The sequence below is a fragment of the Ectobacillus ponti genome (assembly GCF_024294785.1).
Taxonomy (GTDB): domain Bacteria; phylum Bacillota; class Bacilli; order Bacillales; family Bacillaceae_G; genus Ectobacillus; species Ectobacillus ponti.
Genome location: NZ_JANCLT010000008.1, coordinates 19,530 through 39,515 on the forward strand (window position 1 = coordinate 19,530; position 19,986 = coordinate 39,515).

Sequence of the window (19,986 nt, forward strand, 5' to 3'; positions counted from 1 at the left end):
GAAAGCGAATACTCGTATAACTCTTCTTCATGCCGGTGAAGGTGGTGGCACAGTACCGATGAAATGGTGATAACAAGCCATGGAGGGATAGCCACCAGTCAATTCTTAGAAGACGATATGATTACGCACAAATATCAGGTTCGAGTATGACTAAGAGAAGTGAAAGCTGAAGTTCATAAACGAAGACGTTTATGAATGAGGTGAGTAATTGACTGATACCATAGCGCCAAGAACGACCTTCGAAAGCGTATTGGAAATTGTGTAATTGATTATATATCGAGTTAAGAATTGATGGGGCGCCGTATGCGGGGAAACTCGCACGTACGGTGCTAAGCGGGGGAAAAGACGGAGATCGCTTCAAACTCTTACCTATCGCAACCGAACAGAGCGCAATATATACTGGTCAAAATGCTGGCCGCCCGCTTTAAGAATCTGTGCGTCGTCGGCGACTCCGACCAGTCCATCTACCGCTGGCGCGGCGCCGACATCTCCAACATCCTGTCCTTTGAAAAAGACTATCCGAACGCGACCGTCATCTTCCTGGAGCAAAACTACCGCTCCACGAAGAGCATCCTGGATGCGGCCAACGCGGTCATTGAGCGCAACATGAACCGCAAGCCGAAGAAGCTGTGGACCGAGAACCCGTCCGGGCAGAAGCTGTCCTACTTCCGCGCCGCCTCCGAAAAGGACGAGGGCTATTTTGTTGCGAAGAAAATCATGGAGGACGTGCGTGAGGGAAAACGCACGTACAAGGACTTTGCCATCCTCTACCGGACGAATGCCATGTCCCGCGTGATGGAGGAAATGTTCTTAAAATCCAACATTCCGTATAAAATCGTCGGCGGCACGAAGTTCTACGACCGCAAGGAAATCAAGGATATCCTTGCGTACCTGCGCCTCATCGCCAATCCGGATGATGAGATCAGCTTTGCCCGCATCATCAATGTGCCAAAGCGCGGCATCGGGGCTTCGACAGTTGATAAAATCCTGAACTTCGGCGCGCAGCATAATATGCCGCTCACTGAGGTGCTCGAGAACATCGACCTTGTCGGCGTCAGCGCCCGTTTCTCCAACGTCATCCGCGAGTTCCACAAGCAGATGAAGGGCTGGGAGCAGATGCAGGAATACCTGTCCGTGACAGAGCTGGTGGAAGAAGTGCTGGAGAAGAGCGGCTACCGGGAAGCTCTCAAGAATGAGCGTTCGCTGGAAGCAGAGGGCCGCTTGGACAACCTGGACGAATTCCTGTCTGTGACGCAAAATTTTGAGGAGCAAAGCGAAGATAAGAGCCTCATTGCCTTCTTGACGGACCTGGCGCTTGTCGCTGATATTGATAAGGTGGACGAGGAACCGGGCAGCAGCAGCGAAGTCATCATGATGACGATGCACGCTGCCAAGGGCCTCGAGTTCCCGGTTGTCTTCATCCTGGGCATGGAGGAGGGCATCTTCCCGCATCTGCGTTCCCTGATGGATGAGACAGAGATGGAGGAGGAGCGCCGCCTCGCGTATGTAGGGATTACCCGTGCTGAGGAAGAGCTGTATTTGACAAACGCCCAAATGCGCACACTATTCGGAAGAACCAACGTGAATCCGGAATCGCGCTTCCTGCACGAAATTCCGGCAGAGCTGCTGGAGCCGCTGCATCATGTGCCAAAGCCGCGCCCGACAGTGGTGAAGCCGGCCGCCTCGGCACCGGCAAGGTCTGTCTATCGTCCTGTCCTGCAGGCAACAGGCGGCAGCGATGTCGGCTGGAAGGCCGGCGATAAGGCATCCCATAACAAATGGGGCGTCGGTACAGTGGTGAGCGTGAAGGGCGAGGGCGACAAAATGGAGCTGGACATCGCATTCCCGAGTCCAATCGGCATCCGCCGCCTGTTGGCGAAGTTTGCGCCGATTACCAAGGTGTAAGGAGATGAGATGATGAGTGATGTGCAGGCAAGGATTGAAGAGCTGCGGGACATTTTGAACCGTTTGAATTATGAATATTATGTGCTGGACCAGCCAAGTGTGTCCGATGCGGAATATGACCGCTATATGCAGGAGCTGCTGCAGCTTGAGGGAGAGCATCCGGAATATATGACGGAGGACTCTCCGACTGTCCGCATCGGTGGCCGGGCGCTTGATGTGTTTGAGAAGGTCACCCACAAGTCACCGATGCTGAGCCTTGGCAATGCTTTTAACGAAGGCGATCTGCGCGACTTTGACCGCAAGGTGCGCCAGGCAGCCGGAGAGGAATCGGTCTCCTATGTGTGCGAGCTGAAGATTGACGGTCTTGCGGTTTCGCTTCATTATGAGAAGGGTCGCTTCCTGCAAGGGGCAACACGCGGAGACGGGGTAACGGGGGAGGATATTACCCAGAACCTGAAGACCATTAAAGCCATTCCGCTGCGCCTCAAGGAAGAGGTCACCCTGGAAGCCAGAGGCGAGGCTTATATGCCGAAAAAATCGCTGGAAAAGCTGAATGAAGAACGGGAGAAGAAAGGCGAGATGCTGTTTGCCAACCCGCGCAATGCGGCGGCAGGCTCACTGCGCCAGCTGGATCCGAAAATCGCGGCGCAGCGCAATCTGTCCTTTTTCGTATACGGCCTGGCGGATTTGCAGGAGCGGACGATTGCTTCCCACAGCAAAGCGCTCGACTTCCTGGACGAGCTTGGCTTCAAAACAAATACGCACCGCCGCATCTGTCAAAGCATTGAGGACGTGCTGGCGTTTGTGCAGGAGTGGCAGGAAAAGCGCCCGTCCCTGGATTATGAAATTGACGGCATTGTCATTAAGGTGGATGACTATGAGCTGCAGGAGCAGCTTGGCACCACCGCCAAAAGCCCCCGCTGGGCCATTGCGTACAAGTTCCCGGCAGAAGAGGTTGTGACAAGGCTTGTTGATATTGAGCTGAATGTCGGCCGTACCGGGGCTGTTACCCCGACTGCCATCCTGGAGCCGGTCCGTGTGGCGGGAACCGTTGTCCGTCGTGCGTCTCTTCATAATGAGGATTTAATTCGTGAGAAGGACATTCGGATTGGCGATTATGTGATTTTAAAAAAGGCCGGGGATATCATTCCGGAGGTGGTGGCATCTCTGCCGGAGCGCCGTACAGGCGAAGAGCAGGAGTTCCGGATGCCGGAGCATTGTCCGGAGTGCGGCGATGAGCTGGTGCGGATTGAGGGGGAAGTAGCGCTCCGCTGCGTGAACCCGGTTTGCCCGGCGCAAATCCGCGAGGGGCTCATCCACTTTGTGTCCCGTGATGCCATGAACATTGAAGGCTTGGGCGAGCGGGTGATCACGCAGCTGTTTGAAGCAGAGCTGATCCGCACAGTGGCTGACATGTATAGGCTGACGAAGGAGCAGCTGTTGGCGTTGGATCGGTTCGGAGAAAAGTCGGCCTCCAATCTCATCAGCTCCATTGGGGCATCGAAGGAGAATTCCTTGGAGAAGCTGTTGTTCGGGCTTGGCATCCGCCACGTGGGCGCCAAGGCGGCCAAAACGCTGGCCCAGCATTTTGAAACCATGGATGCTTTGCGCACAGCAGGCGAAGAAGAGCTGACAGCCATCAATGAGATTGGCGGCAAAATGGCCGAGTCCATTGTGGCCTATTTTGCCAATGAGCATGTGCAAGAGCTGCTGGCGCAGCTGCAGGAGTATGGTGTGAATATGACGTATAAGGGACTGAAGCTCTCTGACATTGCCGGAGCCGATTCCTATTTCGCCGGCAAGACGGTGGTGCTGACCGGCAAGCTTGAGCAGATGGGCCGCAGTGAAGCAAAGAAGCGGATTGAAGAGCTCGGCGGAAAAGTGGCCGGCAGCGTGAGCAAGAGCACCCACTTGGTCATTGCAGGTGAGGCGGCCGGCTCGAAGCTGGATGCAGCAAGAAAGCATGAGATTGAAATTTGGGATGAGGCAAGGCTGCTGCAGGAGCTATCAAAATAAGAGGTGCGGTTGGAATATGAAAAAGCTGGTTGTACTGATGATGAGTCTCGGATTGCTGCTGTCCGGCTGCGGTCCGAGCTTTCAAAAGAACGAAAAGGTTGTTGAGACTGCAAATAAGTCAAAAGAGAGTGCAATCATCCCGAAATACTCCATTTCGGATGACTATTACAAGACGATTGTGCCGTTCAAGTCAGGTGCGGCAAGGGGGCTTGTGGTGCAGGGCTTGAACAGCCGCCTGGACATCGATGAGTTCGAGACAGGCCTCATGCGCATCGCCAAGGGCACCTTCAGCACAAAGGATTATATTTTTCAAGAAGGACAGTATCTGGACAAAGCCACCATCCAAGGGCTGCTGGCACGCAAAAATCCGGATGGCTCCGGCAAGGGCCTGAATCCGGCGCTGCCGGCAACGGGCACGCTGGAGCAGAAGAATGCGGCTCAGCCGATTTACCTTGCCAGCATTCTGGAGCATAACTATGTAGTGAAAAAGAGCGACAATACAGCAGATCTGCAGGGGATTGTCATCGGCCTGGCGATGAACTCAGTCCATTACTTCAATCAGGAGCAGGGCTATCCGCGCGAGTATGAGATACCGGAAGCAGATACCTTGCGTGAGGGCAAGCGGATGGCCCAAGAGGTTGTCAATACCATTCGGAAGAAGGATGGGGCAAAGAATGTGCCCATCATTGTGGCCATCTACCGCCAGCAGCCGATGTCCAAGCTTGTGCCGGGCAATTTCCTGACATACGCACAGGTGGATAAGGGCGAGAGCCAAATCGGCGACTGGAAGAAGCTCGATGAAAAGTACTATCTGTTCCCTTCTGAAGAAGCAAAGGATTATCGGGAGGACGCCCAGCGGGTTACGAATTTCCGGACAGCGCTGGCCAAGTATTTTGAGAACGACTTCACCGCTGTGGTTGGGCAAGGCTTCTACAAGGATGGCCAGCTGCAGGATTTAAAGATTAACATCCCGGTCCAGTTCAATGGGAAGGCCGAAATTATCGGGTTCACGCAATATGTGACCGGCCTGGTGGTGGAGCATTTTCCGAACTATGTCAGAGTGGAAGTGAACATCTATTCCCTCAATCATCCGGAGGCTGTCATTATCCGGGAAGTAAATCAGGACAATCCGTTTGTCCATATTTTCAATTAGAGCGGAGCTGCCAAGGCAGCTCTTTTTCTGTTTCAGAGGCGGAAAAATTTATTATGCATACCACCTGTATAAAGAGTCTCTATCCTTCCGAATAGACGCGGACTGATATCGTTATCAGCCAAATGCTATTGCAAGAAAATCCAATTTGCTTCCATCCCCAGCCAGGCAGCTGTTTGAAGCAGACGAAATGATAGTTTAGAATGGAAGAGTATGGAATGAATGCTCTTTCAAAACAGGGAGGCTGAGGGGTATGACAGTAGCTTACAAGCATGAACCATTTACTGACTTTACAGTAGAGGTGGACAAATTGGCTTTTGAGGCAGGCCTGAAAAAGGTAGAATCCTATCTGGGACAAGAGTACCCGCTGATTATCGGCGGAGAGCGCATCACAACGGATGACAAGATCATCTCCATCAATCCTGCGAATAAGGCAGAGGTGATTGGCCGCGTATCGAAGGCGAATCGTGATTTAGCCGAGAAAGCCATGCAAGTGGCAGATGCAACCTTCCAAACCTGGAGAAAATCCAAGCCTGAGATGCGTGCAGATATCTTGTTCCGCGCTGCAGCAATTGTGCGCCGCAGAAAGCATGAATTTTCCGCTATTCTTGTCAAAGAGGCAGGCAAGCCGTGGAAGGAAGCGGATGCAGATACGGCAGAGGCCATTGATTTCATGGAATACTATGGCCGCCAGATGCTGAAGCTGAAGGACGGCATGCCGGTTGAGAGCCGGGCCATTGAATATAACCGCTTCAGCTATATTCCGCTCGGTGTGGGTGTTATTATTTCCCCTTGGAACTTCCCGTTTGCCATCATGGCAGGTATGACAACAGCGGCAGTTGTTTCCGGCAACACCGTATTGCTGAAGCCGGCAAGCACAACCCCTGTGATTGCGGCAAAGTTCATAGAGGTGCTGGAGGAGGCGGGTCTGCCGGCCGGTGTTGTGAACTACATACCAGGCAGCGGCGCCGAGGTGGGCGACTATCTCGTAGACCATCCGCGTACACGCTTTATCAGCTTTACGGGCTCCAAGGAAGTCGGAATCCGCATCAATGAGCGTGCGGCGAAGGTGAACCCGGGCCAGATTTGGCTGAAGCGCGTCATCGCGGAAATGGGCGGCAAGGATACGATTGTAGTAGATCGAGAGGCTGACCTGGAGCTGGCGGCGCAGTCCATTGTTGCATCCGCATTCGGCTTCTCCGGCCAAAAGTGCTCTGCGTGTTCCCGTGCCGTCATTGTGGGGGATGTGTACGACCAAGTTTTGGCGCGTGCTGTGGAGCTGACCAAGAGCCTGCCTGTCGGCAGCCCGGAAGAGCAAGGCACATACACGGGCCCTGTCATTGACCAGAGCGCATTCAACAAGATTATGGAGTATGTGGAGATCGGCAAGCAGGAGGGCAGGCTGATGGCAGGCGGCGAAGGAGATGATGCCAAGGGCTACTTCATCCAGCCGACGATTTTCGCGGATGTGGCTGAGGATGCCCGCCTGATGCAGGAAGAAATCTTCGGGCCGGTTGTCGCCTTCTGTAAGGCGCGCAATTTCGATCATGCCATTGACATCGCCAATAACACAGAGTATGGCTTGACCGGTGCGGTAATCACCAATAACCGTGCCCACATCGAGAAAGCCCGCGAAGACTTCCATGTCGGCAATCTGTACTTCAACCGCGGCTGCACAGGCGCCATCGTCGGGTATCAGCCGTTTGGCGGCTTTAACATGTCCGGTACGGACTCCAAAGCCGGCGGGCCTGACTATTTGCTGCTGCATATGCAGGCGAAGACAACATCGGAAACGCTGTAAGCTAAATAGGGATGATGCAGAGGCTGCGGCCTCTGATATCATCCCTATTTTTCTGTCTATACTAGATGTTGTGTATAAAAATACTTCAGACAGTATCAACACTTGTTGCCTGTTTTGCGAAAATTTTGGTATCATCAGTATTATTGCCAACAGAACGAAATTACGGAGGTGGCTTTTATGTCGCGGATTTCTGTCGACACAGTCAAGCACGTGGCCCATTTGGCGCGTCTGGCGATTACCGAGCAGGAAGCAGAGAAATTTGCCAAGCAGTTGGATGCGATTCTTACTTTTGCGGAGCAGCTGAATGAGCTGGATACAGAGAATGTGAAACCGATGTCACATGTGCTGGAGCTGAAAAATGTGATGCGTGAGGACGTGGCTGATAAGGGGCTGCCGATTGAAGATGTGTTGAAAAATGCTCCGGACCATAAGGACGGCCAAATCCGCGTGCCGGCTATTCTAGAGTAGAGGAGGGGAAAGAATGTCACTATTAGAGCAATCCATTAAGCAATTACATAAACAGCTTCATCAAAAGGAAATCAGTGTGACAGATTTGGTTGATGCATCCTACAAGCGCATCAGTGAGGTGGAGGACAAGGTGCAGGCCTTCCTGGCCCTGAATGAGGAGCAGGCGCGCCAGCAGGCACGCCTGCTGGATGAGAAGCTTGGCAATGTGGACGAGTACGGCCTTCTGTTCGGGCTGCCGATCGGCGTGAAGGATAACATCGTGACCAAGGGCTTGCGGACAACGGCAGGCAGCAAGATTCTTGCAAACTTTGACCCGATTTATGATGCGACTGTGGTGCAAAAGCTCCAGCAGGCAGAATCCATTACAATCGGCAAGCTGAATATGGACGAGTTCGCCATGGGCTCCTCCAATGAAAACTCCGGCTTCCAGGCTACAAGAAACCCATGGAATCTGGAATATGTACCGGGCGGCTCCAGCGGCGGCTCTGCAGCTTCTGTGGCTGCAGGAGAGGTGCTGTTCTCCCTCGGTTCTGATACGGGCGGCTCCATCCGGCAGCCGGCAGCCTATTGCGGCGTGGTCGGCCTGAAGCCGACGTACGGAAGAGTATCCCGTTACGGGCTGATTGCATTTGCGTCCTCTTTGGACCAAATTGGCCCGATTACACGCAGTGTAGAAGATAATGCCTATCTGCTGCAGGCCATTTCCGGCTGGGATCGCATGGACTCCACGTCTCCAAACGTAGAAGTGCCGGATTACCTTTCAGCGTTAACAGGAGACATTCAAGGCCTGCGTATTGCCGTGCCGAAGGAATATCTCGGAGAAGGTGTCAGCGAAGAGGTGCGCCAATCTGTTCTGGCTGCGCTGAAGGTGTTGGAAGGCCTCGGGGCAACGTGGGATGAGGTATCCCTGCCGCACTCCAAGTACGCGCTGGCAGCCTATTATCTCTTGTCCTCTTCAGAAGCATCCGCCAACCTGGCCCGTTTTGACGGTGTGCGTTACGGCGTGCGCTCCGACAATGCATCCAGCCTGATTGAGATGTACAAGCAGACGCGCAGCGAAGGCTTCGGGGACGAGGTAAAACGCCGCATCATGCTCGGCACATTTGCGTTAAGCTCCGGCTACTATGATGCGTACTATAAAAAGGCGCAGCAGGTGCGGACGCTGATCAAGCAAGACTTTGAAAATATTTTTGCAAGCTATGATGTCATCGTGGGCCCGACCGCACCGACAACTGCCTTCAAGCTGGGCGAGAAGGTTGCTGACCCGCTTACGATGTATGTGAATGATATTCTGACGATTCCAATTAACCTGGCAGGCGTTCCGGCCATTTCTGTACCATGCGGCTTCGGAGCGAACGGCATGCCGCTTGGCCTGCAGATCATCGGCAAGCATTTTGATGAAGCGAACGTATACCGCACCGCTCATGCATTTGAGCAGGCAACAACCTATCATAAGGAAAAACCGGCGCTGTAAGGGAGGGAAACGGCATGCAATTTGAAACAGTAATTGGTCTGGAAGTGCACGTTGAGCTGAAGACAAATTCCAAAATTTTTTCCGCAAGCCCGAATGAGTTCGGGGCGGCACCAAACACAAATACAAGTGTCATCGAGCTGGGATATCCCGGTGTTCTTCCGGTTTTGAACAAACAGGCAGTCGAGTTCGCCATGAAGGCGGCTATGGCCTTAAACTGCGAAGTCGCAACAGAGACGAAGTTTGACAGGAAGAACTATTTCTACCCCGATAACCCGAAGGCATACCAAATTTCCCAGTACGACCAGCCAATTGGCGAGAACGGCTGGATTGAAATTGAAGTGGGCGGCGTCAAGAAGCGCATCGGCATTACCCGCCTTCACCTGGAGGAGGATGCCGGCAAGCTGACGCATACCGGCGACGGCTTCTCGCTCGTTGACTTCAACCGCCAGGGCACACCTCTGGTGGAAATCGTGTCCGAGCCGGATATCCGCACGCCGGAAGAGGCATATGCCTATTTGGAAAAGCTGAAGTCCATCATTCAGTATACAGGGGTGTCTGACTGCAAGATGGAGGAGGGCTCGCTGCGCTGTGACGCCAACATCTCTCTCCGTCCTGTCGGCCAAGAGGAATTTGGGACGAAAACCGAGCTGAAGAACCTCAACTCCTTCGCCTTTGTAAAAAATGGCTTGGAGCATGAGGAGGAGCGCCAAGCAGAGATTCTGCGCGCCGGCGGTGAAATCCGCCAGGAAACACGCCGCTATGACGAGGCGACGAAGACAACGCTTCTTATGCGCGTGAAGGAAGGGTCTGAGGATTACCGCTACTTCCCGGAGCCGGATTTGGTGGAGCTGTACATTGATGAGGAGTGGAAGGCCCGCGTGCGCGCGGAGATTCCAGAACTGCCGGATGCGCGCAAGAAGCGTTATGTGGAGGAATGGGGGTTGCCTGCTTATGACGCAGGTGTGCTGACTGCTTCCCGTGAAATGGCTGACTTCTTTGAGGCAACGGTGGCAGACGGGGCAGACGCCAAGCAGGCGTCCAACTGGATTATGGGCGAAATGTCGGCTTACATGAACAAGAATAACCAGGAGCTGGCAGAGCTGCCGCTGACCTCAGCCAGCCTGGCAGGCATGATTCAGCTCATTGAAAACGGCACAATCTCCTCCAAGATTGCCAAGCAGGTCTTTGCGGAGCTGATTGAAAACGGCGGCGATCCGGAGACCATTATTAAGGAAAAGGGCCTTGTGCAAATTTCGGATGAAGGCGCCCTGCTGCAGGCCATCACCGAAGCGCTGGACAAGTTCCCGCAATCGATTGAGGACTATAAGAGCGGCAAGGCGAAAGCCGTGGGCTTCTTTGTCGGTCAGGTCATGAAGGCGACAAAGGGACAGGCAAACCCGCAGCTGGTGAACAAGCTGCTGCTGGAGGAGCTGCAGAAGCGTTAAGGATGGGAGCTGGTCTTTTGACCGGCTCTTTCTTATAGGGTCAGGGAATATATGGTTAATGCCATTAAGAAAGTTGCAAAATGAGACTGTTAGTGATAAATCTAGAGGTAGGACATTTTTACATGGGAAACAAAATGAAATTAGGATGATGGAGACATGAAACGAGCAAGAATTATTTATAACCCTACTTCAGGCCGGGAGCTGTTCAAGAAGAATCTGCCTGAGGTTTTGCAAAAGCTGGAGCGGGCAGGCTATGAGACATCTTGTCATGCAACGACAGGAGCCGGAGACGCCACTGCGGCGGCCAGGCTGGCGGTGGAACGCAAGTTTGACGTTGTCATTGCGGCAGGCGGCGACGGGACGCTGAATGAGGTTGTCAACGGTCTTGTCGGGCATGAGCACCGTCCGAAGTTTGGCATTATCCCTGTAGGAACCACAAATGACTTTGCCAGAGCCATCGGCGTTCCGCGCTCCATTGAAGAAGCGGCTGATATTATCTGTGCCGGCCATTCTGTGCCGCTGGATATTGGACGGGCCAATGATAAGTACTTTATTAACATTGCCGGCGGAGGCCGCATTACAGAGCTTACCTTTGAGGTGCCGAGCAAGCTGAAGACAGTGCTGGGCCAACTGGCCTATTATTTGAAAGGCATTGAAATGCTGCCGTCCTTGAATCCGACGTACGTGGAGATTGAGTATGACGGCAAGGAGCTGAAGGAAGAAATCACTCTGTTCCTCATCACAAACACAACTTCAGTCGGCGGCTTTGAAAAGGTGGCGCCATACGCCTCCATCAATGACGGGCTGTTCGATTTGCTCGTTCTCAAAAAGGGATCCATTGCTGATTTGATTAAGGCGGCTTCACAGGCGCTGCGCGGTGAGCATATCAACAATCCGCAGATCCTGTATACGCAGGCAAACCGGATTAAGGTGCGGACAACCGAGAAGCTGATGATTAACATGGACGGCGAATACGGCGGCGATGCGCCGATGGAATTCGAGAATATGTACCATCATTTGGAGCTCTTTGTTCCGGAAGCATATCGGGAAGAGGAAGGACAGTTTATCTAAGCTGTCCTTTTTTCTTTGTACCCCTTATCATGGAAGAGAATGTAAAGTTTTGGGGGGACTAAGATGGGAAGTAAATTGGTATTGGTGGAAGGAATAGCGGGTTCGGGAAAGTCAACGAATGCCCGGCTGCAGGATGTTGCCATTGACCTTATATTCGATGGAATGGGCAAGATTCAGATTGCCGGCATGCCGCTCTGCTTTGAGACCTGGGCGAGGCCGGGAGCTGTGTTCGCAAGAGAAGCTGTCTCCGATTAAGGGAGCAGCTTTTCTTGTACAAGATGAGCAAACTGCTCAATCGTCGTATCATTCTGGATGCGGACACGCTGCATCAGCAGCATTTCATTCGGTTTGCCTGCCTGGATGAACTGCCCCGGCTTGGTGGTCACGGCAAACTGATAGTACTTGCTGGCCTCAGCAATAACCTGTTCATTATAATGGCCAAATGGATAAGCGATGGAGATAACCGGTTTTCCGGTGATGGCTTCGAGCTGCTTCTTGGCCTCTCCCAGCTCCACATCATAGCTTTTGATTTGCGGCAAATCCGCGTGGGAAATGGTATGGGATTGAACCGAGAAAATACCGGAATCAATCATCTCTTTCACATCCTGCTTCGACAGCCATTCGTCGCTCGTGCCCAGTACATTGACGATGGCATATTCGGTTGCTGTCGGCTGGAACTTTTCATCCTTCAGCTTCTGCAGGATACGAAACGCATTCATATTATTTTTCATGCCATCGTCAAAGGTGACGAAAATTGGCTTGTTGACCTTGGCGACATCCTTCCACCGTTCAAATGTCAGCAGCGTGTAGCCGTTGTCTTTCAAATACTGCATTTGTGCTTCAAAGCTTGCCGGTGGTACAAACAGCCCCTTCAGTCCCTTTCCTTTGTACTCATCTACAGCATGATACATCAAAATCGGCACGTGAGGCTGAAAGACAACGGAGGAAGCCGCAATCGGCTTGGCCGTGCCCTCCTTGTACACTTCAATCTGATATTCGCCGCGCTTGGAGCCAAACTGCTGCAGCGACAGGGTAACAGGAAACCCGGCTTTGGCATCCTGTGAAGCAATCACCTGCTTGGAGGCTTGTCCGTCTGCGGTGCGCCAAATGTGGTATTGGACACTTGTTGTTTGATCAGGCGCTTTGCTGAGAGTCAGGGTGGTGCGTGTTGCTTCTGGCGCGGTCGGCGCGGCACTCAGAACAGCTTGCGGCCCGGCCTGCTGGACAGGGGCAGCCACCTGCTGCGCGGCAGAAGGCTTGGCCTTTGCTTCCGGCAGGCAGCCTGCCAGCAGCAGGGAGGATAGTACAGGTAAAGCTATGTATCTCTTCATATAACAACCTCTCAAACTACAATGTTTACAAATAGAATAGCATTGTCTCATTTGGAAGAGAAGATACAATTTTGCCGCCGGATGCAAATTGGCGGTATAATGTCTGAATATGGTACAATGTATCGCAGTGTGAATTCCAAAAAAGGCAGGGTCAGTATGAGTACAAAAGCAGCACCTCCCGTTGAAAAGAACGAATATATAGATGTGGTATTTGAAGATTTGACGCATGAAGGCGCCGGCGTGGCCAAGGTGAACGGCTATCCGATTTTTGTGCCGCAGGCGCTCCCGGATGAGCGGGCCAAGATTAAGGTCATTAAGGTGAAAAAGAATTTCGCGTTCGGCAAGCTGATGGAACTGTATGAGACAAGTCCGTACCGGCAGGAGGCGCCGTGCCTGGTATACAAGCAATGCGGCGGCTGCCAGCTGCAGCACCTTTCCTATGAAGGGCAGCTGAAGGCAAAGGAAAAGCAAGTGCGTGACGTCATGCAGCGCATCGGCAATTTGCCGGATGTGCCGGTGCACCCGGTTCTGGGTATGGAAAATCCGTGGCTGTACCGCAATAAGGCCCAGGTGCCAATTGGCGAGCATGAGGGCGGCTTGATTGGCGGGTTCTACCGCCAGGGCACGCATGAAATTGTCGATATGAAGTCCTGCCTGATCCAGGCGGAAGAAAATGACGTACTGATTCAGCGTGTAAAAGAAATCTGCAGCAAGCATGGTGTGTCAGCTTACAGGGAAGAGCAGCACAAGGGAACACTCCGCCATGTGATGGCCCGCTATGGTTTGGTAACAGGCGAGATTATGCTGGTGTTCATCACCCGTACGGCAGAGCTCCCGCAAAAAGCAGCGATTATAGAAGAAATTACTGCCGCCTTCCCGCAGGTGAAATCCATTGTGCAGAACGTGAACGAAAAGCGCACAAATGTGATTTTTGGCGACAAAACAAAGGTGCTGTGGGGATCAGAATACATCTACGATTATATTGGCGGCATCAAGTTTGCAATCTCCGCCCGCTCCTTCTATCAGGTGAACCCAGTGCAGACGAAGGTGCTGTACGACAAAACGCTGGAGTATGCACAGCTGTCCGGAAACGAAGCAGTCATTGATGCATACTGCGGCATCGGCACGATTTCGTTGTTCCTGGCCCAGAAGGCGAAGCATGTGTATGGCGTGGAAATTGTGCCGGAAGCGATTGAGGATGCGAAGCGCAATGCTGCCTTAAACGGTATCGAGAATGCGGAATTTGCGGTTGGGGAAGCGGAGAAGGTCATCCCGGCCTGGTATAAGCAGGGCATTCAGGCAGACGTCATCGTGGTGGACCCGCCGCGCAAGGGCTGTGACGAGGCGCTGCTGGAAACCATTGCGGCCATGAAGCCAAAGCGCGTGGTGTATGTTTCCTGCGGCCCGGCAACACTGGCACGCGACCTTCGCTACTTGGAGGACCATGGCTTCCGCACAGTGGAGGTGCAGCCGGTGGACATGTTCCCTCAAACGATGCATGTGGAATGTGTAGCATGGCTGGAGCGAAAAGAAGCATAGTCGGCCTGCATCTTATGCTAATGGTTTGTGTAAAATGAAGAAATGCGCAGGAGCAAGCAACACATCCCTCCTGCAGTTTTATATCGTGAGACGGCACCTGAGGGTGGGGCCGTCTTTTTTGTGCGCTCTACCAGGCTTGCAAATTATATTTTTCCAACAATTACATCTTGATGTATACATTGGGCGATATGGTAAAGTAGTCTAGAGTGAAATGTAAGATAATTATATAAAGTCGAATAAATTTGTCTTCTCATCAGTATAATTTTGGGAGAGATAAAAGGATTCGGCAAAAGGAGAGAAACGACATGGAGAAACCAAACTATTATGATGGAAGCGGCAAACTGCCTGAAACTATGCTTGCGGCTCTTGCCAACGCAAGCAAGACAGAAGTAAAGGAATGGCCGGCTGCTCCCAGCATTCAAAACCCTGAGCAAAAGCCAAATTATTACGACGGCAGCGGCACAATCCTGTACAAGTAATCATACATAAGTTTGTTTGTGTTACAAGCGCAATCTATATCTTTTTATGAATATGATTAATTTATAGGGATCTTTTGATTTAAAATGAGAGAGGCTTCGGATATCCTTGAATGTCCGAGGGCTCTCTTTGTTTTTGTCTCTTAAAAGTGGGAACGCATCCTTCTTCTTCAAAGGGCATAGTGATTTGTGCAAGATATTTCCTCTCTTTTTAAATTAATTAAATTAACTAACTATGTTATGATAGAGGATATAAATAGACGATATACGGAGGATTGTTATGCAGCGCGGTACATTTCAATTAATGAAATCGGTGAACAAATCCATTATTTTAAATAAAATACGCACGTCTGAGCCGATATCCAGGGCCCAAATTGCCAAGGAGACGAGTTTGACGCCGCCGACAGTCAGCAGCATTGTGAAGGAGCTGATTGACCAAGGGCTGGTAAGAGAAAGCGCGCTCGGCCAGTCAAGCGGCGGGCGAAAGCCGACTATGCTGCATATCAATACCGATGCGTATTACGTGATTGGCATTGATGCCGGCCCGGAAAAGGTGGAGTGCGTACTGACGGACTTGACGGGGAAAATTGTATATCGCACCTCCAGCAGGCTGGCTCAGCCTGTAGCAAAGGAAGCGTTTCTTGCCGCATTGAAAGAAATTATTTATGCCATTCTGAAAGTGTCCCATCTGGACCAGGACAAAATCATTGGGATCGGCATTGCCATGCATGGGGTGGTGGATGTAGAGACAGGTACATCGCTTGTAGCGCCGATTCTGAACTTGAGGGATATTCCAATTAAAGAAGTGCTGGAGGAAGAGTTCAATCTGACCATTAAGGTGGAGAATGATGCCCGGGCCATGACGCTGGGTGAGTCCTGGTTCGGCGGCCACGGTGATATCGACAGCATGGTCGCGGTGAATATTGGACGCGGCGTCGGCGCCGGCGTTGTCATGAACGGAAAGCTGTACCACGGTGCACATGATATTGCCGGAGAGCTGGGCCATATGACGATTGATATCAATGGCAGCGTCTGCGAATGCGGCAACCGCGGCTGTCTGCAGACGTTTGTAAGCGGGGCGGCCATTGCGGCGCGGGCTGGCATGCCAACAGGAAAAGACGTGTTTGAAGCAGCGCAGAAGGGAAACGAAGCCTGCATGCAGCTTCTTGCGGAAACCGGACGCATGATTGGGGTCGGCCTGACGAATATGATCCACATGATCAATCCGGGGAAAATTGTGTTGAGCGGCGGGGTCATGCGGAGTGGGACATTCCTGATGCCTCCGCTGCTTGAGACGATACAGCAGAGAGTGCTGACAAACGGCGCCAGACAAACCAGCATCACGGTAAGCCGGTTGGGTGAAGATGCAACCGTACTGGGAGCCGTTTCATTGCTTCTGGTGGAATTATTTGACCCCATTTCAAAAATAGGCTGAACCTGTAAGAAGGTTCAGCCTGATTTATTATGGTTGGTTTACGGTTTGAATGAATCGCTCAAACGCGTCCCGGTCCTTCAATACGCCGGCATCCTGAAGCACTCTTACGAATTTCTTGCCAAGCTCTTCCTGTACGATGCGTTCAGCCTGTTCTGCGTCGTTGTGTGTGCCGTATTCGTTCTGCAGCTGCTCTGCCCACGGCTGATGGTATTCTGCCACTTGGACAGCTTCCCCTGACAGAAGCTTCTGGATTTCCGCCAGTTCATCCTTGAGTCGGGGAGGAAGCACAGCAAGGCCCATGACCTCAATCAGCCCGATGTTCTCTTTCTTGATATGATGCACATCTGCATGCGGATGGAAAATGCCCAGCGGATGCTCATCTGTTGTCCGGTTGTTCCGGAGCACCAGGTCGAGTTCAAAAAGGCCGTCACGCTTTCTTGCTATCGGGGTGATGGTGTTATGCGGCGTGTCGCCTGTAGAGGCAAGCACATCCGCGAGCGGATCTGAATAGCTCTTCCAGGTCTGCAGCATTTCATCCGCCGCATCAATCAGGACCTCCTTGTCAGCCGCGCGCAAGCGGATGACAGACATCGGCCATTTCACAACAGAAGCCCGGATGCCGGGATACTTCTGCAGGGTGAAGGAGAAGGCATCCTCCGCCCGTGTCATCGCAAACTCATATTGGCCGCCCTGATAATGGTCATGGCTTAGAATGGAGCCGCCGACAATCGGCAGGTCCGCATTGGAGCCGATAAAGTAGTGTGGAAACTTTGCTGTGAACGCAAGCAGGCGCTCAAAGGAGCTTCTGTCAATCTTCATGTCGCGGTGCTCCTCTGCCAGCAGGATGCAATGCTCGTTATAGTACACATATGGTGAATACTGCAAATACCAATTCTCGCCCGCCAGGGGAACCTGAATGATTCTATGGTTGGCGCGTGCAGGGTAGCCTGTTCTTCCCTCATACCCTTCGTTCTCCATGCAAAGCAGGCATTTCGGGTAGTGGGCTGTCCGTTTCATGGCGCGTTCCCGTTTGATCTGCTCCGGGTCCTTTTCCGGCTTGGAGAGGTTAATGGTAATGTCCATTTCACCGTACGCAGTGTCTGCCTTGTACGAAATATTTTTGGCAATCCGGTTTGTCTGAATGTAGTTGTTGTTTTGGCTGAGACGGTAGAAATAATCAGTAGCTGCCTCTGGGGACTCCTGATATTTCTGATTGAACACTGCATTTACAACAGATGGTCTTGGCACAAAGAAGTTCATGATATTGGCTGCCAGAATTTCCTTGTCATCAAACACGTCCTGGATGACATCCTGCTCAATAGCATAAGCGATGATGGCCTCCAAGAGATTTGGAATGGTATCATCGGTTGCTTCTATGTCTCCATCAGGGAATGCTTCCAGTTGAAGCAAGCTCATAACCTGATTTCGTACATATACTTGGTCCAAGGCTTCGATCAATTCTGCTTCTAATGCCTTTTGAATCAGTCCGGCTATATGCTGATAGATCATTTTGCTTCGTCCTTCCCGTAGCCTGCTGGGTGTGAGGAATGCCATCTCCAGGCATCTTCAATAATTCTTGTGACAGAGGTGCGTGTTGGATTCCAGCCCAATACCCGCTTTGCCTTATCAGAGCTGGCGATCAACGTGCTTGGGTCGCCGGCCCGGCGCGGACCTGCTTGGGCCGGGATGTCTTTGCCTGTCACTGCCCGGGCTGCCTCAATCATTTCCTTTACAGAGAAGCCTTGGCTGCTGCCGAGGTTGAAAACATCGCTTTTGCCGCCGTCTCTTAAGTATTGCAGGGCCAAGAGATGGGCCTGTATCAGGTCTTCCACATGGACATAGTCCCGGATGCATGTGCCGTCCGGTGTATCATAGTCTTCACCGAAAATGGTGATATGAGAACGCTGGCCGAGTGCTGTTTGCAGGATAATTGGAACGAGATGCGTTTCAGGGCGGTGGTCTTCCCCGATCTCCGCTGTTTGTCTGGCGCCCGCCACGTTAAAGTAGCGCAGTGCGACGTACCGAAGGCCGTGTGCCTGTTCGGTCCACTTCATCATTTTTTCCATTGCCAGCTTTGTTTCTCCGTACGTGCTCGTCGGATTGGTAGCAGTTGCTTCTGTAATAGGCACAGTCTCAGGCTCGCCGTAGGTTGCGGCCGTGGAAGAGAATACAATGTTCTTCACGCCGTACTCCATCATGGCCTGCAGCAGCACCTGTGTGCCGTACACGTTGTTATCATAATACTTCAGCGGGTTTTCCATGGATTCGCCGACCAAGGAATTGGCGGCGAAGTGAATGACTGCATCGATGGATTCCTTCTCAAATACGGAGCGAAGGAAATCGGGATTGCGCATATCTCCTTCATAGAAGGCTGCTTTTGGATGAACAGCTTCCTTATGGCCTGTTTCCAAATTATCAATAATGACGACCTGCTCGCCTTGGTCAATCAATTGATAGACTGCATGTGAACCAATATAGCCTGCGCCGCCTAATACAAGTACACTCATGCGGATGCCTCCTCGGAAAGCTCTTTCGCGCCGTCGCCGATTGTTGCAACATAGAATGTCGCATCGTAGCCGACTGTTTCACGATAGATCTGGTCTACATTCTGCTGAAATACCTCCACTTTATCCTTCTCCACAATGGCGATGGCGCAGCCGCCAAAGCCGGCGCCAGTCATGCGCGCGCCCACCACGCCCTCCTGCTCCCAAGCGGCTTGTGCGATTGTGTCCAGCTCAAGTCCTGTTACTTCATAGTCATCCCGCAAGGAAAGGTGGGACTGGTTCATCAGCTGGCCGAATGCCTGCAGGTCGCCTTGCTGCAGCTTCTCCAGGGCAGCCAATGTCCGCGCGTTCTCATATACCGCGTGCTTGGCGCGCTTTTGGTTGATTTCATCAGCAATCAGGTGCTTATGCTCCTCAAACTGCTCCGGTGCCAGTTCGCCCAAGCTGGTGATGGAGAGCTGCTGCTGCAGGTCCTGAAGCGCTTGCTCACATTGGGCGCGCCGTTCATTGTACTTGGAGCCTGCCAGTGTGCGCCGTTTATTTGTGTTGATAATGATAATGACATGACCGTCCATCTGAAGCGGGGCATACTCATATTGTAGAGTCTGACAATCCAAAAGAATGCCATGATCCTTCTTGCCCATTCCGATCGCAAATTGGTCCATAATGCCGCTGTTTACGCCAATGTACTGATTCTCAACCTTTTGTCCAAGCTGCACCATAGGGATGCGCTCCACGTTGAGATTGAACAATCCATCCAATAAAACGCCTGTTGCCAGCTCGATGGATGCGGAGGAGGAGAGGCCTGCGCCATTCGGGATATTGCCAAAGTACAGGATGTCCGCACCTTGATTGATGGCGAAGCCTGCCTGCTTCATATAGAGCAGCATACCTTTCGGGTAGTTGGCCCAGTTGTCGGAATCCTTGAATTCCAAGCTTGCAAGATCACATTCAATGATACCGATTTCAGAAAAATTCATGGAGTAGAAACGGAGCTTTTGGTCGTCGCGCTTTACGCCAAGCGCATAGGTTCCGTAGGAAATGGAGGCAGGGAACACATGGCCTCCGTTGTAATCCGTATGTTCTCCAATCAGGTTAATTCTGCCTGGAGCAAAGAAGGTCCGCGGTGTCGCTTCAGTTTCAAAGACTGTTTGAAATTGGTGGATCAAGTCAGTTAGAGTACTCATGTAGGGCCTCCTGATATATAAAAGTAAATGTTGATTGTATCTCGGTTCTCTTAATTAATTAAATTAATTAAGTCATAATGAGTGTACTATGATTTTTCAAGGAGTGCAATATAAATCGTGGAGGGCAAACTGATTTTTTAAAGCGTTTTTATTTTATACTAATGGTATGTGATTCTTATAGGAT

15 protein-coding genes and 2 pseudogenes are annotated in these 19,986 nt (G+C 51.9%); 13 read left to right on the forward strand and 4 right to left on the reverse strand.

Features of this window, described 5'->3' with window-relative positions; translation table 11 throughout:
* Positions 1–381: 381 nt before the first annotated feature.
* From NK662_RS15045 to NK662_RS15085, 10 genes and pseudogenes are all read left to right on the forward strand, one after another.
* Positions 382–1,642 (forward strand): annotated as a pseudogene (locus NK662_RS15045) (3'-5' exonuclease); the annotation flags it as partial.
* 74 nt (positions 1,643–1,716) lie between these two features.
* Positions 1,717–1,905 (forward strand): annotated as a pseudogene (locus tag NK662_RS24350) (hypothetical protein); the annotation flags it as partial.
* 12 nt (positions 1,906–1,917) lie between these two features.
* Entirely contained in the window at positions 1,918–3,921 is a 2,004-nt protein-coding gene (gene ligA / locus NK662_RS15050; protein WP_438503628.1) for an NAD-dependent DNA ligase LigA, read from the forward strand.
* A 16-nt stretch (positions 3,922–3,937) separates the two neighbouring features.
* Positions 3,938–5,074: a CamS family sex pheromone protein gene (locus tag NK662_RS15055; RefSeq protein ID WP_254759764.1), complete on the forward strand. Its 1,137-nt coding sequence runs from the start codon at positions 3,938–3,940 to the stop codon at positions 5,072–5,074.
* 250 nt (positions 5,075–5,324) lie between these two features.
* On the forward strand, positions 5,325–6,872 hold the full coding sequence (gene pruA, locus NK662_RS15060; protein WP_254759765.1) for an L-glutamate gamma-semialdehyde dehydrogenase: 1,548 nt from the start codon (positions 5,325–5,327) through the stop codon (positions 6,870–6,872).
* 177 nt (positions 6,873–7,049) lie between these two features.
* Complete coding sequence (gene gatC, locus NK662_RS15065) at positions 7,050–7,340, forward strand: Asp-tRNA(Asn)/Glu-tRNA(Gln) amidotransferase subunit GatC (RefSeq protein WP_254759766.1); 291 nt, start codon at positions 7,050–7,052, stop codon at positions 7,338–7,340.
* Positions 7,341–7,353: 13 nt separating this feature from the next.
* Positions 7,354–8,814, forward strand: coding sequence for an Asp-tRNA(Asn)/Glu-tRNA(Gln) amidotransferase subunit GatA (gatA, locus tag NK662_RS15070; protein ID WP_254759767.1), 1,461 nt, complete (start codon positions 7,354–7,356; stop codon positions 8,812–8,814).
* A gap of 14 nt (positions 8,815–8,828) precedes the next feature.
* Positions 8,829–10,259, forward strand: coding sequence for an Asp-tRNA(Asn)/Glu-tRNA(Gln) amidotransferase subunit GatB (gene gatB / locus NK662_RS15075; protein WP_254759768.1), 1,431 nt, complete (start codon positions 8,829–8,831; stop codon positions 10,257–10,259).
* Between the two features lie 156 nt (positions 10,260–10,415).
* On the forward strand, positions 10,416–11,330 hold the full coding sequence (locus NK662_RS15080) for a diacylglycerol kinase (RefSeq protein ID WP_254759769.1): 915 nt from the start codon (positions 10,416–10,418) through the stop codon (positions 11,328–11,330).
* Positions 11,331–11,393: 63 nt separating this feature from the next.
* On the forward strand, positions 11,394–11,585 hold the full coding sequence (locus tag NK662_RS15085) for a hypothetical protein (protein WP_254759770.1): 192 nt from the start codon (positions 11,394–11,396) through the stop codon (positions 11,583–11,585).
* Here the strand turns inward: NK662_RS15085 and NK662_RS15090 are convergent.
* The gene (locus NK662_RS15090) at positions 11,582–12,661 is read right to left on the reverse strand and encodes a polysaccharide deacetylase family protein (protein ID WP_254759771.1); all 1,080 of its coding nucleotides are present in this window, start codon (positions 12,659–12,661) and stop codon (positions 11,582–11,584) included. The genes NK662_RS15085 and NK662_RS15090 overlap by 4 nt on opposite strands.
* 156 nt (positions 12,662–12,817) lie before the next feature.
* Between NK662_RS15090 and rlmD the strand changes: the two genes are divergently transcribed.
* The 3 genes from rlmD to NK662_RS15105 all read left to right on the forward strand — a co-directional run bounded on the left by rlmD (position 12,818) and on the right by NK662_RS15105 (position 16,111).
* The gene (rlmD, locus tag NK662_RS15095; RefSeq protein WP_254759772.1) at positions 12,818–14,200 is read left to right on the forward strand and encodes a 23S rRNA (uracil(1939)-C(5))-methyltransferase RlmD; all 1,383 of its coding nucleotides are present in this window, start codon (positions 12,818–12,820) and stop codon (positions 14,198–14,200) included.
* A 305-nt stretch (positions 14,201–14,505) separates the two neighbouring features.
* Positions 14,506–14,679, forward strand: coding sequence for a hypothetical protein (locus NK662_RS15100; protein ID WP_254759773.1), 174 nt, complete (start codon positions 14,506–14,508; stop codon positions 14,677–14,679).
* A 277-nt stretch (positions 14,680–14,956) separates the two neighbouring features.
* Entirely contained in the window at positions 14,957–16,111 is a 1,155-nt protein-coding gene (locus NK662_RS15105) for an ROK family transcriptional regulator (protein ID WP_254759774.1), read from the forward strand.
* A gap of 27 nt (positions 16,112–16,138) precedes the next feature.
* Here the strand turns inward: NK662_RS15105 and galT are convergent, their stop codons facing one another.
* From galT to NK662_RS15120, 3 genes are read right to left on the reverse strand one after another with little or no spacing between them, the layout of a single operon-like run.
* Positions 16,139–17,620, reverse strand: coding sequence for a UDP-glucose--hexose-1-phosphate uridylyltransferase (gene galT, locus NK662_RS15110; protein ID WP_254759775.1), 1,482 nt, complete (start codon positions 17,618–17,620; stop codon positions 16,139–16,141).
* The gene (galE, locus tag NK662_RS15115) at positions 17,617–18,618 is read right to left on the reverse strand and encodes a UDP-glucose 4-epimerase GalE (protein ID WP_254759776.1); all 1,002 of its coding nucleotides are present in this window, start codon (positions 18,616–18,618) and stop codon (positions 17,617–17,619) included. Before galE ends, galT begins: the two co-directional genes overlap by 4 nt.
* Entirely contained in the window at positions 18,615–19,802 is a 1,188-nt protein-coding gene (locus tag NK662_RS15120) for a galactokinase (protein WP_254759777.1), read from the reverse strand. Before NK662_RS15120 ends, galE begins: the two co-directional genes overlap by 4 nt.
* Between the last annotated feature and the right edge of the window lie 184 nt (positions 19,803–19,986).